Origin of the sequence: Pseudomonas syringae KCTC 12500 (genome assembly GCF_000507185.2) — a bacterium.
GTDB lineage: Bacteria > Pseudomonadota > Gammaproteobacteria > Pseudomonadales > Pseudomonadaceae > Aquipseudomonas > Aquipseudomonas syringae.
The window spans coordinates 718,208-734,940 of the sequence record NZ_AYTM02000002.1; the positions used below are offsets into that span (position 1 = coordinate 718,208).

14 protein-coding genes are annotated in these 16,733 nt (G+C 60.2%); 6 read left to right on the top strand and 8 right to left on the bottom strand.

The features are described from left to right. Positions 1–16 precede the first annotated feature (16 nt). The gene (locus V476_RS03770) at positions 17–688 is read left to right on the top strand and encodes a DNA-3-methyladenine glycosylase I (RefSeq protein ID WP_003314590.1); all 672 of its coding nucleotides are present in this window, start codon (positions 17–19) and stop codon (positions 686–688) included. A 6-nt stretch (positions 689–694) separates the two neighbouring features. Here the strand turns inward: V476_RS03770 and ttcA are convergent, their stop codons facing one another. Further along, positions 695–1,519 carry a tRNA 2-thiocytidine(32) synthetase TtcA gene (ttcA, locus tag V476_RS03775; RefSeq protein ID WP_024960045.1) on the bottom strand — a complete coding sequence of 275 codons (825 nt, stop codon included), beginning with the start codon at positions 1,517–1,519 and terminating at the stop codon, positions 695–697. A 194-nt stretch (positions 1,520–1,713) separates the two neighbouring features. On the opposite strand from ttcA, the gene V476_RS03780 reads away from it, so the two are divergent. Continuing rightward, positions 1,714–2,208, top strand: a complete 495-nt coding sequence (locus V476_RS03780) for a SprT family zinc-dependent metalloprotease (protein ID WP_003314586.1) — start codon at positions 1,714–1,716, stop codon at positions 2,206–2,208. A gap of 66 nt (positions 2,209–2,274) precedes the next feature. Here V476_RS03780 and V476_RS03785 read toward each other — a convergent pair whose 3' ends face one another. From V476_RS03785 to V476_RS03800, 4 genes are all read right to left on the bottom strand, one after another. After that, complete coding sequence (locus tag V476_RS03785) at positions 2,275–3,618, bottom strand: dicarboxylate/amino acid:cation symporter (RefSeq protein WP_024960044.1); 1,344 nt, start codon at positions 3,616–3,618, stop codon at positions 2,275–2,277. A 393-nt stretch (positions 3,619–4,011) separates the two neighbouring features. Next, complete coding sequence (locus V476_RS03790) at positions 4,012–5,358, bottom strand: ATP-binding protein (protein ID WP_004416732.1); 1,347 nt, start codon at positions 5,356–5,358, stop codon at positions 4,012–4,014. Beyond that, entirely contained in the window at positions 5,355–6,032 is a 678-nt protein-coding gene (locus V476_RS03795; RefSeq protein WP_003393715.1) for a response regulator, read from the bottom strand. The genes V476_RS03790 and V476_RS03795 overlap by 4 nt, the downstream gene beginning before the upstream one ends. A 27-nt stretch (positions 6,033–6,059) precedes the next feature. Further along, positions 6,060–6,410, bottom strand: a complete 351-nt coding sequence (locus V476_RS03800; protein WP_003344838.1) for a hypothetical protein — start codon at positions 6,408–6,410, stop codon at positions 6,060–6,062. Positions 6,411–6,583: 173 nt separating this feature from the next. Here V476_RS03800 and V476_RS03805 point away from each other — a divergent pair, with 173 nt between their 5' ends. After that, a complete protein-coding gene (locus tag V476_RS03805; RefSeq protein ID WP_024960043.1) occupies positions 6,584–7,372 on the top strand; it encodes a dienelactone hydrolase family protein in 789 nt (262 codons plus the stop codon). Positions 7,373–7,594: 222 nt separating this feature from the next. Then, on the top strand, positions 7,595–8,320 hold the full coding sequence (locus tag V476_RS03810) for a 4'-phosphopantetheinyl transferase family protein (RefSeq protein WP_198699077.1): 726 nt from the start codon (positions 7,595–7,597) through the stop codon (positions 8,318–8,320). Here V476_RS03810 and fhuF read toward each other — a convergent pair whose 3' ends face one another. The 3 genes from fhuF to V476_RS03825 are packed head-to-tail and all read right to left on the bottom strand — an operon-like array spanning position 8,321 to position 11,383. Further along, entirely contained in the window at positions 8,321–9,067 is a 747-nt protein-coding gene (fhuF, locus tag V476_RS03815) for a siderophore-iron reductase FhuF (protein ID WP_024960042.1), read from the bottom strand. It lies immediately after the preceding gene. Further along, entirely contained in the window at positions 9,025–10,635 is a 1,611-nt protein-coding gene (locus V476_RS03820; protein ID WP_017279015.1) for an ATP-binding protein, read from the bottom strand. The genes fhuF and V476_RS03820 overlap by 43 nt, the downstream gene beginning before the upstream one ends. Before the next feature lie 4 nt (positions 10,636–10,639). After that, entirely contained in the window at positions 10,640–11,383 is a 744-nt protein-coding gene (locus tag V476_RS03825) for a response regulator (RefSeq protein ID WP_003393712.1), read from the bottom strand. Between the two features lie 709 nt (positions 11,384–12,092). Between V476_RS03825 and V476_RS03830 the strand changes: the two genes are divergently transcribed. Continuing rightward, positions 12,093–15,005, top strand: a complete 2,913-nt coding sequence (locus tag V476_RS03830; RefSeq protein ID WP_017279013.1) for a ribonucleoside-diphosphate reductase subunit alpha — start codon at positions 12,093–12,095, stop codon at positions 15,003–15,005. A gap of 265 nt (positions 15,006–15,270) precedes the next feature. Further along, a complete protein-coding gene (locus V476_RS03835; RefSeq protein WP_002554639.1) occupies positions 15,271–16,518 on the top strand; it encodes a ribonucleotide-diphosphate reductase subunit beta in 1,248 nt (415 codons plus the stop codon). Positions 16,519–16,733 lie beyond the last annotated feature (215 nt).

Here is a 16,733-nt window from a genome sequence, read left to right on the forward strand (position 1 = left end):
TTTCTTTGGAGAACCGATGCACGACTACAAATGGCTGAACGAGTATTGCCTGAATCGATTCGGCTCCGCCAAAGCTCTGGAAGCTCATCTGCCCTCCCCCAAGACACCCAGGCAACTGCAAGCCATCAGCGCCGACCGCTACCTGTCGACCATGGCCCTGCGGGTTTTCCGCGCAGGCCTGAAACACAGCCTGGTAGACGCCAAGTGGCCAGCGTTCGAAGAAGTGTTTTTTCGCTTCGACCCGGAGAAAGTCGTGCTGATGGGCGCCGATCACCTGGAACGGCTGATGCAGGACGCGCGCATCATTCGTCATCTGGGCAAGCTCAAGAGCGTGCCGCGCAATGCGCAACTGATTCTGGACATCGAGCAGGAGCATGGCAGTTTCGGCAAGTTCATCGCCGAGTGGCCGGTCGATAACATCACCGGCCTGTGGCAGTACATCGCCAAACACGGCAACCAGATGGGCGGCCTGTCAGCGCCGCGCTTTCTGCGCATGATCGGCAAGGACACCTTCATTCCGACCTGGGATGTGGTTGCCGCCCTGAACGCGCAGGATATCGTCGACCGTGTGCCGAGCAGCAAACGCGATCAGGCGATCGTGCAGGACGTCTTCAACCAGTGGCACGCAGAAAGCGGTCGGCCGATGTGCCAGCTGTCAGCCATGCTGGCGTTCACCGTCAACCACTGAGTGCCGTCAGATATTGACCACATTGACGAACCGCGACGCAGCGGTTTCGTCGATGCGCAGGTTGCTGAAGTCGAACAGGTTGCGGTCGGCCAACTGCGAGGGCTGCACGTTCTGCAAGGCGCGGAAAATGCTCTCCGTCCGGCCAGGCGTCTTGCGCTCCCAGTCCTGCAGCATCTCCTTGACCACCTGACGTTGCAGGTTTTCCTGCGAACCGCACAGGTTGCACGGGATGATCGGAAACTGCTTTAGGTCCGAGTAGGCCTGAATGTCCTTTTCACGGCAGTACGCCAACGGACGAATCACCACGTTACGGCCATCATCGGCACGCAGCTTGGGCGGCATGGCCTTGAGCGAGCCATTGAAGAACATGTTGAGAAAGAATGTCTCGACGATGTCGTCGCGGTGGTGCCCGAGCGCCATCTTGGTGGCACCGATCTCGTCAGCGAAGGTGTACAGCGTGCCGCGACGCAGCCGTGAACACAGCGAGCAGGTGGTCTTGCCTTCGGGGACCAGTTCCTTGACCACCGAATACGTGTCTTTCTCGACGATGTGGTACTCGATACCCAGCTCTTTGAGGTAGGCAGGCAGCACGTGCTCGGGAAAGCCGGGCTGCTTCTGGTCCATGTTGACCGCCACGATGTCGAACTTGATCGGCGCGACCTTCTGCAGGTGCATCAGCACGTCGAGCATGGTGTAACTGTCCTTGCCGCCGGACAGGCAGACCATGACCTTGTCACCCTCTTCGATCATGTTGAAGTCGGCAACCGCTTCGCCGGCCAGCCGACGCAGACGTTTCTGCAGTTTGTTCTGATTGACTGAAAGGGTGCCCATTTATGGAAATATCCGCTGACGATAGCTTGAGAAAAGCCGGACATTTTACCCGTAACCGACCATTCGTTAAATATGCTGCGCCCGTGCTGTTCAGACAGGCGACCACGCTGGATCAAAAATGACCACCGGGCAGCTGGCCTGTTCAGAGCTTAGCCACATTGCGGCATACTTGGCGCACTGGAGAACCCTAAAGCATGCCCGAACAACTCAATTCACGCGTCGAAACCTGTTACCAACAAGCCGAAGCCTTCTTCAAGCGCACCTTCAAACGCCCGGTGGTCAGTTTCCAGTTGCGCGGTCAGAAGGCCGGTGTCGCTCATCTGCATGAAAACCTGTTGCGCTTCAACCCGCAGCTCTACAAGGAAAACGCCGAAGACTTCCTGCGCCAGACCGTGCCCCACGAGGTCGCGCACCTTATTGCCCATCAGTTGTTCGGTGGCAGCATCCAGCCGCATGGCGAAGAATGGCAATTGATCATGCGCGGCGTCTATGAACTGCCGCCCAATCGCTGCCACACCTATGCGGTCAAGCGGCGTAGCGTGATCCGTTACATCTACCGCTGCCCGTGCCCGGACAGCGACTTTCCGTTCACCGCGCAGCGTCACGGCATGGTTCGCAAGGGGCGGCGCTACCTGTGCCGTCGCTGCCGCGAGCCTCTGGTGTTCAGCGGCGAGACGCGCACGGAATAATCCTCCGGCAAACTGCAGACATAAAAAAACCCATCCGAAGATGGGTTTTTTATGGCCTGAAGGGTATCAGACAGTCTTGGTGGTGTTCACCGCAGCGCCTGGAGTCGGGCCTTCGGCAACGCCGAGGTCGTCTTCAGGGCGGGTTTCCAGAATGGCGGAGCCACCGGAAGTCAGCTCGGACTGCAGCTTGTCGGTGTCCAGCTCGCCGACCCACTTGGCAACCACAACGGTAGCAACAGCGTTACCGACCAGGTTGGTCAGGGCGCGGGCTTCGGACATGAAGCGGTCGATACCCAGAATCAGCGCCAGACCGGCAACCGGCAGGTGGCCTACAGCCGACAGAGTCGCAGCCAGTACGATGAAGCCGCTACCAGCAGCACCTTTGGACGACAGCAGCAGCACCAGCAACAGGGTGATCTGGTGCGTGATGTCCATGTGCGTGTTGGTTGCCTGAGCGATGAACACGGCGGCCATGGTCAAGTAGATCGAGGTACCGTCCAGGTTGAACGAGTAGCCCGTCGGGATAACCAGACCGACCACAGACTTCTTGGCTCCCAGGCGCTCCATCTTGATCAGCATGCGCGGCAGGGCCGATTCCGAAGAAGAAGTACCCAGTACGATCAGCAGCTCTTCACGGATGTAGCGAATCAGCTTGAAGATACTGAAGCCGTGAGCGCGGGCGATAGCGCCCAGTACAAACACGACGAACAGCACGCAGGTGATGTAGAAGCAGATCATCAACTGACCCAGTTGCACCAGCGAGCTCACGCCGTAGGCACCGATGGTGAAGGCCATGGCACCGAACGCACCCAGCGGGGCCAGCTTCATGATCATGTTGATGATGTTGAACATCACGTGGGCGAAGCGATCGATGAAGTCCAGAACCGGCTTGCCGTAGGCCCCCAGGCGATGCAGCGCGAAGCCGAAGATCACCGAGAACATCAGCACTTGCAGGATATCGCCGTTGGCAAACGCGCCGACGATGGTGTTCGGAATGACGTTAAGGATAAAGCCGACGATGCTCTGGTCCTGACCGGCCGTGACGTAGGCGGCGATCTTCGAAGCGTCGAGCGTGCTGACGTCGATGTTCATGCCGGCACCCGGCTGAACGACGTTGACTACGATCAGACCGATCAGCAACGCAATGGTCGAAACAACTTCGAAGTACAGCAGCGCATAGCCGCCAGTCTTGCCGACCGACTTCATGCTCTGCATGCCAGCGATACCACTGACGACGGTACAGAAGATGATCGGAGCAATGACCATCTTGATCAGTTTGATGAACCCGTCACCCAGCGGTTTTAACGCCTTGCCGGTGTCCGGGTAGAAGTGACCGATCAGGATACCGATGACAATCGCAACGATTACCTGAAAATAGAGGGATTTGTAGATGGGCTGACGAGTCGTCATTGCAGTTTTCCTCAAGGGCGTCGTCGGCATCTTCACCTGATGCGCGCGAGCCTATAAAGCGCTAACCCTCCTGCACTGGAGGGATTTGTTTTGTCGAGCTGCGCAAGGCAGGTCTCTGCCATGTAGGTAGCAATACGCGCGCCATGGAGTCATTTTGATATCAAAACCCCGCAGTATAAGGCGCACACTGGTAACGGTAGCCGGGATCCGACAGGAGAGGTGGCGGTTTTCCGCCGTATGGTGGGAAAAACAGGCACACAGTGGCGGGTATCCGCCTTCTTTCGCCGGTGACGGGAGCGCTCGGTGACGCGCAGAGGTGTGACGCAGAGCGTCACGAACGGCATTCCCATGCTGGATCGTGAGGAACGATAGGTGTTCGGGAAAACACTATCGTCACTGCGCCAGAAAATGAATCCTGAACGCCGCGCCCCCCATTGGGGAATCGCCCAGCGTCAATTGCGCGCCGTAGCTTTCGATAATGTCCTTGACCACCGCCAGGCCGATGCCTTGGCCAGGGTTCTGGCGGTCCAGCCGTTCGCCGCGTTCGAGAATGCGCGCACGCTGGCTCTGCGGGACGCCGGGGCCGTCGTCTTCGACGCACAGTTCATCGCCGGTCGTCGAGCGCGTGAAGCTGACGCGCACTTCACTCAGGCACAGCCGATAGGCGTTTTCCAGCAGGTTGCCGAGCATTTCCAGCAACGCGCCCTCTTCCATATGCACCTGGCAGTGCTCGGGCAGGTCCAGCGTGGCCTTGACCTGTTTGTCGCGATACACCTTGTCCAGCGTGTTGCACAGGCTTTCGACCACGGGCCGCAGCATCACGTGATGCCTCACCAGACCGCTCTTGCGCAGGCTGGCCCGCTGCAGTTGATAGCCGATCTGCTGGCTCATGCGTTCGATCTGCGATTGCAGCACCCACGCCTGCTCGACATCCTCGGGGCGCTTGGCGATGTTCTCGCTTACGCCTTGCAAGACCGCCAGCGGGGTTTTCAGGCTATGCGCCAGGTCGTCCAGAGAGTCGCGGTAACGGATCCGCTGCTCACGCTCGCTGCGCAACAGGCGGTTGAGCGAGTCGGTCAGGCGCAGCAGTTCGCTGGGGTGTTCTTCGCTGAGGCTGTCGCGCACACCGGATTCCACCTGATCCAGTTCCTGGCTCAAGCCGCGCAGGGCCCGCAGCCCCCAGGTCAGGCCCATCCACAGCAACCCGAGCAGCACCGCCAGTGCTGCGCCAAAGCCCAGATAAAGCTTGCGGCGCAGACCGTCAATGGTTTCCTGGTAGCCGCGCAACGGTTGCACGGCAACGATACTGAACGCGGCATTGCGCCCGCCGAGCAGCCGGATCTCGACGTCATAGACGAAATACTCATCGCCATTGATTTCCTTGATCTTGGTGAACTCGCTGCCCTGCCCGTCGTATTGCGGGCGGTAGTCGATGTTCTCGCCTTCGGTCGACAACGAGCGCCAGACCATCTGCCCCTGGCGGTTGTAGATGTAACCCAGCAGACGGCTGCCGGGCAGATTGAATTGTTCGCCCGGCAACACCGAGGGCATCAACAGATGGTCGTTTTCGACGCGAGCCGCCGAAATCATGGTGGTGACATCAGAAGCCAGGCGTTGCTCGATCGCTCCGCGTAGCGCCAGGCTGAACGCCCCCTGCAGCGCAGGCAGCATCAGTAGCATAAAGATCACCGCCAGCGTGGCGGCGCCCAGCATCAGGCGCAGGCGAAGCGAACGAATCACGTACAGCGCTCATTGAACAGATAGCCCATGCCGCGCACGGTTTCGATAGGTTTGAAAGCCACGCTGCCGTCCAGTTTGCGACGCAGACGACCGACCAGCACTTCGATCACGTTCGGGTCGCGCTCGTCGTCATCAGGATACAGCTGCTCCATCAGGCGCTCCTTGGGCACCACTTGCTGATGATGGAGCATCAGGTACTCAAGAATGCGGTATTCGTAGGCCGTCAGCGCCAACGGCTGCTCGGCCAGTGCGGCGTGCTTGCGATTGAGGTCCAGCAACAGCGGACCAGCCGTTATTGTTGACTGGATGAAGCCGCTGGAACGCCGTAACAAGGCGTTCAGCCGTGCCTCCAGCTCTTCGAACTGGAAGGGCTTGACCACGTAGTCGTCAGCCCCGGCCGCCAGGCCTTCGACCTTGTCCTGCCAATTGCCGCGCGCGGTCAGGATCAGGATCGGAAAGGCCTTGCCTAGTGCACGCAGCTGGCGAATCAGGTCAAGGCCGCCGATGCCCGGCAAGCCCAGGTCGATCACCGCCAGATCGTGATTGAATTGCGCGACCTGATACAACGCCTCTTCGGCGTTGGCCACCGCTTCCACCACATGCCCGGCTTCGGTCAGACGGGTTCGCAGGTGGTGGCGCAGCAGCGCTTCATCCTCAACTACCAACAACTTCATGCAGCTCTCCCAGGCACAATCGCAGCCTCAAGACAAAGAATGAAACGACATCGTCGCATCAGTACTCAACAGGCGGGCGCTGACGGGCACGTGTTGTGTCACATCATAGCTGCCCAGCAGGATTTCGCGGCTGACAGGCGCACCATTGTGAGTGCCCGTCAGGCTGCCGTAAACCGGTGGTGAATAAAGCGTCCCCACCGAGACGTTGGAATGCGCCTGCTCCCCGAGCGCGTGTCCCCAACTGTTGGTATCGTCAAGCTTTTCGCTGGTCTTGCTGAATTCGATACGGGCCACGTCAAGCCGACCATCACCCGCCTGCACCGCAGCACTGCCACCCAGAAAAGCCAAGGCCAGGAAAAACTTGTTGAGATTCAACATATCGACTCCTTTTGCGCTCGGGGACGCTGTCAAGGTATGGGCCAACAGTAATCGCGCCGGGCTGAACCCCGACTGAACACTGCATGAACCGGCGCTGAACAGTCATCCACACCCTGTGCAGCAGAATCGGCTATGGTTGTTTGCGACTTAAAAACATCAACAAGGAGCTGACCATGCGTGTGTGGATTGCAATGATCATGATGGGCCTGACCGGCCTCGCCCAGGCGGCGATCAAGACCGAGCAGATCGATTATAAAAGTGCCGACGGCACCAAGCTGGTGGGCTATTACGCTTACGACGACGCTGTAAAAGGCCCGCGCCCTGGCGTCCTGGTGGTTCACGAATGGTGGGGCCTGAACGACTACGCCAAGCGCCGCGCTCGCGATCTGGCTGCTCTGGGTTACAGCGCAATGGCCATCGACATGTACCGCGAAGGCAAGAACACCGAGCACCCGAAAGACGCGATGGCCTTCATGCAGGCCGCGCTGAAGGACAGCGATGCCGCCGACAAGCGTTTTGACGCCGGGCTGGAGCAATTGAAGAAGCAGCCACAGACCGATCCGAAAAAGATCGCAGCGATCGGTTACTGCTTCGGCGGCAAGATCGTGCTCGACGCAGCACGCCGCGGTGAACCGCTGCTGGGCGTGGTGAGTTTCCACGGCGCACTGGTCACCAACACTCCTGCAAAACCGGGCATCAAGGTGCCAATGCTGGTCGAGCACGGCGCCAAGGACAGCATGGTCACCCCTGAAAACGTCACCGCGTTCAAGAAGGAAATGGACGACGCCAAGGCCGACTACAAATTCGTCAGCATCGACGGCGCCAAGCACGGCTTCACCAACCCCGATGCCGACCGCTTGAGCCACGGCGAACACGGCGGCCCGGACATCGGCTACGACAAGGCCGCCGATGAGAGCTCCTGGGCGGACATGAAAGTGTTTTTCAAGAAGATATTTGGTTGAGCCATAGCTGACACTGCGCGTCCACCCGAGTCTGGGAGGACGCGGAGCGTCCGGAAAGGCATGCGACGCAGAGCGTCGCACGATAGTTGAGATCATCGTTCCGCACGCTCCAGCGTGGGCATGCAGTTCTCGACGCTCTGCGTCGTCAAGAGGACGCAGAGCGTCGGTACGATACTTACTGTGCCCTTCCCTCCAACCCATTACCCCGGCAAAATGCCGCCCATGACTCGACTATCCCACCTCCCCATCTGCTGCCCGGAACTGATCCGGCATTGGCCGTTGCCGCAAGCCTTGCCGGGGGCGCTGCTCGTGAGTGGGCATTTTGATCCGCTCAAGCTGGTCGACGGCGACTTTCAGCGTTGTGAGCTGCAAATGCCCGCGAGCATTCAGCGTTCGGTGGCCAAGCGCCAGACTGAATTCCTCGCCGGTCGTCTCTGCGCCCGCGAAGCCATGCGTCAGCTGGATGGCCGCCTGCATGTCCCTGCAGTGGGCGAAGACCGTGCGCCGATCTGGCCCGCTGATGTCTGCGGTTCGATCACTCACAGCACCGGCTGGGCCGCTGCCGTGGTTGCGCATAAGCAGCAGTGGCGAGGGTTGGGGCTGGATACGGAAAACCTGCTGAGCCACGACCGCGCCTCGCGGCTGGCCGGGGAAATTCTGACGGCGGCCGAGCTGGCAGAGATGGCGGCAGGTCCGGAAGATCAGATCGCGCTGCGCGTGACCCTGACCTTTTCGATCAAGGAAGCGCTGTTCAAGGCGCTCTACCCCATCGTGCACAAGCGCTTCTACTTCGAAGACGCGCAACTGCTGGAATGGTCCGCCGATGGCCACGCCCGATTACAACTGCTGATCGACCTGTCCAGCGAGTGGCATGCGGGCAAGGAGCTGGACGGTCAGTTCAGTGTGCAGGACGACCACCTGTTGAGCCTGGTCGCCGTCGAAGGTTGATCAGCCGGGCAGCGGACAATGCTCGCAACGTCCAACCCACTCGACCCGATGACTCAGGCAGCACACACGCCTTTGCCTGCGAGGTTCACCGCCCTGCGCCTGCGGCACATAACGCACGGCCTGGAACAGAGGATTGGCGCGCCCGTCCGGCCTTTTCTTCTCGCTTAACAGCGCCCGCCCGGCAGCCAGCGACGCATCACTGCAGGTGGCCAGTTGCGCAAGGCAGCCTTCCAGATAATCCCCGGCGCTGCTCCATAACACCGCGGCAGACAGTCCGCCATAAGCGCTCAGAGAAGTAATGAAGGGCTGCAGATTGTCATCGAGCAACCCGGCAAAGCGCTGAAACGGATCAACCGGCATACCCCGCCAGACGCGTCCCTCCCCCGCCAGCCTGACACCGCGCGGCACGCCTCGCTCATCCAGCGCCAGCGCCACCTGCCCAAGCTGCAACGGCCAATGCCAGTCATGCACCAGGCTGGCGACCAGCACCGGCGGAATCAGTTGCATGAAGTAAAACTTGGCCCACTGCGACACCAGCACAGGCAATTGATCAGGCATCAGTTGCGGCCCGTAAACAGTCAGCAGCAGTTGATCAAGACGCTCGGGGCGCAGCAGATCAGGCAACGTCATCAACGGGCGCGCGTCATCCGCCGTCAGCAAGGTCCGCCCGAATCGCGCAAATGGCCCGGCAAACAACGGCAAGCTCATCGCGGCACCTGCGTGCGCGGCCAAGACAGGCTGAAGCATGCTCCGCCCAGGCTGACGCTATGCCCGATCAGCGCGCGGCCTTCATGCCAATGGATGATCCGCCGCACGATCGACAGGCCCAGCCCATGCCCGCCCGAGGCTCGGGTGCGGCTGTCATCGATGCGCATGAACGGCGTGAAAATCTGTTCCCACGCCTGCTCCGGAACGCCAGGACCATCGTCGTCCACGTCGATACGGCACTGCTGCGCCTCCAGCCGATAGCTGATGCGCACCTCGTTGTCGGCATGGCGCAGCGCGTTGCTCACCAGGTTCTGCACGGCGCGATGCAGGTAGCGCGGCTCACCCTCGACCCAGGCAGCCTCGCCCTCTTCGGCCCTCAGGCATTCGCCCCGCGAAACCCTTACGTTGGCGCGCAATGGCGCCAGTTCGGCGATCACCTGATCGATCAGCGCATCCAGATCGACACGCTGGAAGTTCAAGGTCGGCGCGCCCTGCTCAAGACGCGCATAGGTGAGCATCTCATCGACCAGCTTGTCGAGGTCCTGGATATCGCTGTCCATGCCGATCATGTATTTGCGCCGCGCCTCGGGAGTCGCGGCGTCGCTGACCATCTCCAGACCGAAACGCAGACGCGCCACCGGCGTACGCAACTCGTGGGACACCGCGCGCACCAGTTCGCGCTGGATCATCAATGAGCGCTGCAGGTGTTCGGCCATGCTGTTGAACGCCGCGGCCACACGCCCCACCGAGTCGGAGCCCTCGGTCGGCACGCGGGTTTGCAAACTGCCCTGAGCAATCTGCGTGGCCGCCGCTTCCAGCTCCAGCACCCGTCGCTCCAGACGCCGCACCAGCAAGTACACCACCAGACCGATCAGACACAGCCCCATCAAGGCGATCAGCAGCAGCCAATGCAACGGGTAAGGGTTCATCTGGTACAGCGGACCGATTTCCAGCACCCAGTTGGTGTCGACGATCCCGGCCAGCACGCGGATCGAATCGCCGCCCTTGCCCAGTGCCATGACCGTATCGCCCTCATAGACGCGGCGGCGCTGGTCATCGTCCAGATCCGCCTGATCCAGCGCCAGCAGGTGCAGGTCGAAACCGAACCCCTTGTCGCTGCGCAGGGCCTGCAGGCGCGCCGGTTGCTCGTCGACCGGAAAGCGCACCAGTTCATCGATCAGCAGGTAAATAGTGGCTCTCGCCAACTGTTCGGTGATCTGCTGCACTTCGCCGGTCAGCAACAGCGGCTCCTTGTCGCTCAACTGACGATAAACCCTGGCAGCGTGCGGCCCGATCTGTTCGACCACCACCTTGCCGCGCGCCAGTTGGCCCAGTGCGCTGCTGTCGAGGTGAGCCTGCTCAAGGGTTTGCAGACTCAGGGGAATGCCCAGCAAACGCTCCCAGACCGCCAGGGCGCGGCGCCGTTCGATGCCATCGAGCGGCACCAGATTGTCGGCCATGATCGTAAAGGTGCCATGAGCCAGGCGCTCGCGGTACTGCTCGCCGCGCGACTGGTTGAGCACATGCAGGGCCAGCACGCCGAGCAGCGCGACCAGCACCAACACGCCCAGTACGCCACCGTAGATGCGCAGAAAGATCGAATTCATCAGGTCAGCCGCTGAACACGTGGCCGCTCATGTCCTGCGCGGCCTCGGGCACAAACAGATAGCCCTTGCTGCGCACGGTCTTGATCAGACGCGGATGAATGGGGTCGTCGCCGATTTTCGGGCGGATACGCGAGATACGCACATCGATGGAGCGATCCTGCCCGTCGTACCCCACGCCGCGCAACGCGGTGAAGATCTCTTCGCGCGACAGCGTGCGCCCGGCGTTGGCCACCAGCAGCCACAGCAGGTCGAACTCGGCACCGGTCAGCTCGATGCTCTGCTCGCGCAACCAGGCCTCACGCAGTGCGTTGTCCACCACCAGCGGGCCGAACACCAGACGGCGCAGCTCGGCAGCCGGCACCTGCGGCGCTTCACTACGGCGTAGCAAGGCTTTGATACGCGCCAACAACACGCGCGGGTGCACCGGTTTACAGACGAAATCGTCGGCGCCGGTATCGAGACCTTCTATATGGTCGGTGTCATCGGTGCGTGCGGTGAGCATCAGAATCGGCCCGTCGTAACGGTCACGCACGCTGCGGCAGATGCTGAAACCGTCCTCGCCGGGCAGCATCAGGTCAAGAATCACCAGATCCGGCTGCTCAGCGATGATCCGTGCCGACGCCAGCGCGCCGTCACCTTCGATGTTCACGCGCAGGCCGTGGCTCTGCAGGTAATCACGGGTCAATTCGGCCAGTCGCTGGTCATCCTCGACGATCAGCACGTGCCAGGTGTGTGGTTCCACAGCCATCTTTCCTTGTCGTTATCGACCGTTTTTTGTTTTTGCAACGCAGGGGTTGCGGCACCACGTCGCAGGCCAGTGTAGCAACCCTCGCGGGGATCACACGACACCGCACGCGGCATAGCACATGACATGCCAGAACGGCCTTTCAGCTGTGTTTTTTTGTGATAGGGTTCGCGCCCTTAAAAATCAGCAGTGCCTCACCAGTGCCTACAGAAAACGGTGACAAACGGTCACGATCCAGTAGTTATGCGGCCTACACGCAAGGTGTGCGATTCATACACAAACTACACACACTTTATCCACAAGCGGTGCGTTGCAATTCATGTCCAAAACGCATTATCTTGTAGCCCGGCGACGAGACACACCCTACATGTGGGGTTTTGAATAAAAACGCCAGCACAACTCAAATGGGAAATTCAAGCATTTTTGTTGCGTCTGAGGGGTTGAACTTCAAGCCAGTTTAGGCACCAAGACGCTCGCGCATGAGCCAGAGCCATCCCGTACACGTTTTGCAACATCGAACACGCACTCTTGATCAGATTTTCGAAGGATCGGGCATAGCCCGGTCCTTTTTGGCTTCAAAACCTGGAAGCGGCGACAGCACCCCGCTTTCACCTTCGTTTTGGAGCCCTTTGGTCGCCTTTTGCGACTGACTGCTCTAAACGAAATGGTGGGCAGCAATGCCCGAACAAACTTAAAGAACGTGGAGTCACACATGCAAACAGACACAACTCGCGAGAACTCGCCGACCGGCGCGCCGCAGGCAAGCCAGACCCAGCAGGATCTGTCTGCCACTGCCCCCGGTCAACTGCGCGTGATCAAGCGTAACGGTACTGTCGTTCCCTACACGGACGACAAGATCACCGTTGCCATCACCAAGGCGTTTCTTGCAGTTGAAGGCGGCAATGCTGCTGCCTCGTCGCGCATCCATGACACCGTTGCCCGCCTGACCGAACAGGTCAGCGCCACGTTCAAGCGTCGCATGCCTTCGGGCGGCACCATCCACATCGAAGAAATCCAGGATCAGGTCGAACTGGCACTGATGCGTGCCGGCGAGCAGAAAGTGGCTCGCGACTACGTCATCTACCGTGACTCGCGCGCCAAGGAGCGTGCCGTTCGCGCCCCCGAAGAGCAGGTCCAGGCTCACCCGTCGATCCGCATCACCCGCGCCGACGGCAGCTTTGCGCCGCTGGACATGGGTCGCCTGAACACCATCGTCACCGAAGCGTGCGAAGGCCTGGCTGAAGTCGACGCCGACCTGATCCAGACCGAAACCCTGAAAAACCTGTACGACGGCGTGGCCCTGAAAGACGTCAACACCGCGCTGGTGATGACCGCCCGTACCCTGGTCGAGCGCGAGCCGAACTACTCGTTCGTCACCGCCCGCCTGCTGATGGACACCCTGCGCGCCGAAGGCCTGGGTTTCCTCGGTGTCGCCGACAGCGCCACCCACCACGAAATGGCCGACCTGTACGCCAAGGCGCTGCCTGCCTACGTCACCGCCGGTATCAAGTTCGAACTGCTCAACCCTGTGCTGGCCGAATTCGACCTCGAAAAACTCGGCAAGGCGATCAACCACGAGCGTGATCAGCAGTTCACCTACCTGGGCCTGCAAACCCTGTACGACCGTTACTTCATCCACAAGGATGGCGTGCGTTTCGAACTGCCGCAGATCTTCTTCATGCGTGTGGCCATGGGCCTGGCAATCGAAGAGAAAGCCCGTGAAGACCGCGCCATCGAGTTCTACAACCTGCTGTCGTCGTTCGACTACATGTCGTCGACCCCGACCCTGTTCAACGCCGGCACCCTGCGTCCACAGCTGTCCAGCTGCTACCTGACCACCGTGCCGGATGACCTGTCGGGCATTTACCACGCGATCCACGACAACGCCATGCTGTCCAAATTCGCAGGCGGCCTGGGTAACGACTGGACGCCGGTTCGTGCGCTGGGCTCGTACATCAAGGGCACCAACGGCAAGTCGCAAGGCGTCGTACCGTTCCTGAAAGTGGTCAACGACACCGCCGTTGCGGTCAACCAGGGCGGCAAGCGCAAGGGCGCTGTCTGTGCCTACCTGGAAACCTGGCACATGGACATCGAAGAGTTCATCGAGCTGCGCAAGAACACCGGTGATGACCGTCGTCGTACCCACGACATGAACACCGCCAACTGGATCCCTGACCTGTTCATGAAGCGCGTCTTCGACGACGGCCCGTGGACCCTGTTCTCGCCCTCCGAAGTACCAGACCTGCACGACCTGACCGGCAAGGCCTTCCAGGAGCGTTACGAGTACTACGAAGCGCTGACCGAATACCCAGGCAAGATCAAACTGTTCAAGACCATCCAGGCCAAGGATCTGTGGCGCAAGATGCTCTCGATGCTGTTCGAAACCGGCCATCCTTGGCTGACCTTCAAGGACCCGTGCAACCTGCGCAGCCCGCAGCAGCACGTGGGCGTGGTTCACAGCTCGAACCTGTGCACCGAGATCACCCTGAACACCAACAAGGACGAGATCGCGGTCTGCAACCTGGGCTCGATCAACCTGCCGAACCACATCGTCGACGGCAAGCTGGACACCGACAAGCTCAAGCGCACCGTCGATGTAGCCGTGCGCATGCTCGATAACGTGATCGACATCAACTACTACTCGGTACCGCAGGCCAAGAACTCCAACCTGCGTCACCGTCCGGTCGGCCTGGGCATCATGGGCTTCCAGGACGCGCTGTACCTGCAACACATCCCGTACGGTTCCGATGCTGCCGTGCAGTTCGCCGACACCTCCATGGAAGCGGTCAGCTACTACGCGATCCAGGCGTCCTGTGACCTGGCCGACGAGCGCGGTGCCTACGAGACGTTCCAGGGTTCGCTGTGGTCCAAGGGCATCCTGCCGCTGGATTCGCAACAGATCCTGATCGAGCAGCGTGGCGAGAAGTACATCAGCGTCGACCTGAAGGAAACCCTGGACTGGGCGCCGGTTCGTGCCCGTGTGCAGAAAGGTATCCGTAACTCGAACATCATGGCCATCGCACCGACCGCCACCATCGCCAACATCACTGGCGTGTCGCAGTCGATCGAACCGACCTATCAGAACCTCTACGTGAAATCGAACCTGTCCGGCGAATTCACCGTGATCAACCCGTATCTGGTTCGCGACCTCAAGGCCCGCGACCTGTGGGACTCGGTCATGATCAACGACCTGAAGTACTACGACGGTTCGGTACAGCAGATCGAGCGCATCCCGCAGGAGCTCAAGGAGCTTTACGCGACTGCCTTCGAAGTGGACACCAAGTGGATCGTCGATGCAGCAAGCCGTCGTCAGAAGTGGATCGACCAGGCTCAGTCGCTGAACCTGTACATCGCTGGCGCTTCGGGCAAGAAGCTGGACGTGACCTACCGCATGGCCTGGTACCGTGGTCTGAAAACCACTTACTACCTCCGTGCCCTGGCCGCGACCAGCACCGAGAAGTCCACCGTCAACACCGGCAAGCTCAACGCAGTATCGAGCGGCGGCCACGGCCCGGACGACTCGGCGATCACCGCCCCGCGTCCAACCGAAGCAGCACCTGCCGGCCCGGCCCCAGTGCCAAAAGCTTGCGCGATCGACGAGCCGGATTGTGAGGCTTGCCAGTAAGGCAACCCGCCTCGCCCCCACAGGAGAAACACAACCCTGTGGGAGCGAGAGGCCAACAAGCCTGACGCTGTACCTGTAGGAGCGGACTTGTCCGCGAAGAGGCCGGCAAGGATACACATCCCCTTGCCACCCTCCTCCTCACCCAAAGGCCCCGAAAGCCAAAAATTCATGTTCCTTGCGCGCCACACCTGAAAAGCAAGCAACACACCCTCTAGATCCAACAGGCCAGTCCACCCGACTGACCCTCAAGCAGGAGAAGTACACCATGCTGAGCTGGGACGAATTCGATAAGGAAGACGGCGAAGTAGTCGCCAAAGCGACCAACGCCGGTCATGCCAACGAAGCCAACATGGATCGCCTCGATAGCGCCGGTGGCCTGGCTGCACAGGAAGCCCGCGCCGTAACCGCCGCCGACTCCGCTGCCCTGATCCGCGCCAAGAAAGCGCTGGACGCACTGGACGTCGCAGAAGGCCTGGCCGAGCTCGAAGGCGCCAGCGCCCGTGTCGCCGTTGACGAAAAAATGATGATCAACTGCCGCGCCGACCTCAACCAGCTCGTACCTTTCAAGTACGACTGGGCCTGGCAGAAGTATCTGGACGGTTGCGCAAACCACTGGATGCCGCAAGAAGTCAACATGACCGCCGACATCGCCCTCTGGAAAAACCCGGAAGGCCTGACCGACGACGAGCGCCGCATCGTCATGCGCAACCTGGGCTTCTTCTCCACTGCCGACTCGTTGGTTGCCAACAACCTGGTGCTGGCCGTGTACCGCCTGATCACCAACCCGGAGTGCCGCCAGTACATCCTGCGCCAGGCCTTCGAAGAGGCGATCCACACCCACGCCTACCAGTACTGCATCGAATCGCTGGCCATGGATGAAGGCGAGATCTTCAACATGTACCACGAGATTCCGTCGGTCGCCAAAAAAGCAGCCTGGGGCCTGAAGTACACCCGTTCGATCTCCGATCCGAAGTTCGAAACCGGCACCGTCGAAACCGACAAAGAGCTGCTGCGCAACCTGATCGCCTACTACTGCGTACTGGAAGGCATCTTCTTCTACTGCGGCTTCACCCAGATCCTCTCCATGGGCCGCCGCAACAAAATGACCGGCGTCGCCGAGCAGTTCCAGTACATCTTGCGCGACGAGTCCATGCACCTGAACTTCGGCATCGACGTGATCAACCAGATCAAAATCGAAAACCCGCACCTGTGGGATGCCGAGATGAAAGAAGAAGCCACGCAGATGATCCTGCAAGGCACCCAGCTGGAAATCGAATACGCCCGCGACACCATGCCCCGCGGCGTACTCGGCATGAACGCTGCGATGATGGAAGACTATCTGAAATTCATCGCTAACCGCCGCCTGAGCCAGATTGGCTTGAAGGAAGAGTATCCAGGGACGACCAACCCGTTCCCTTGGATGAGCGAGATCATGGACTTGAAGAAAGAGAAGAACTTCTTTGAGACGCGGGTTATTGAGTATCAGACAGGTGGAGCTTTGAGCTGGGATTGATTTGCATCCCGCGGAGTTGCAATAAAAGCTGAACCCACCTCATCAAAAATGAAACGGGTTCTGAGAAAAGGGCTGCCAACTGGCAGCCTTTTTTATTTTTGTTTCGGCAAAAATGTGAGGTTTGACTCGGTTAAATCCGGTCGAATGCGACTCCGGCCGCGCCTCGCCTGTTTTTGCCTTGCTTGACCTTCCTCTCGGCCATCATCCCAGACGGC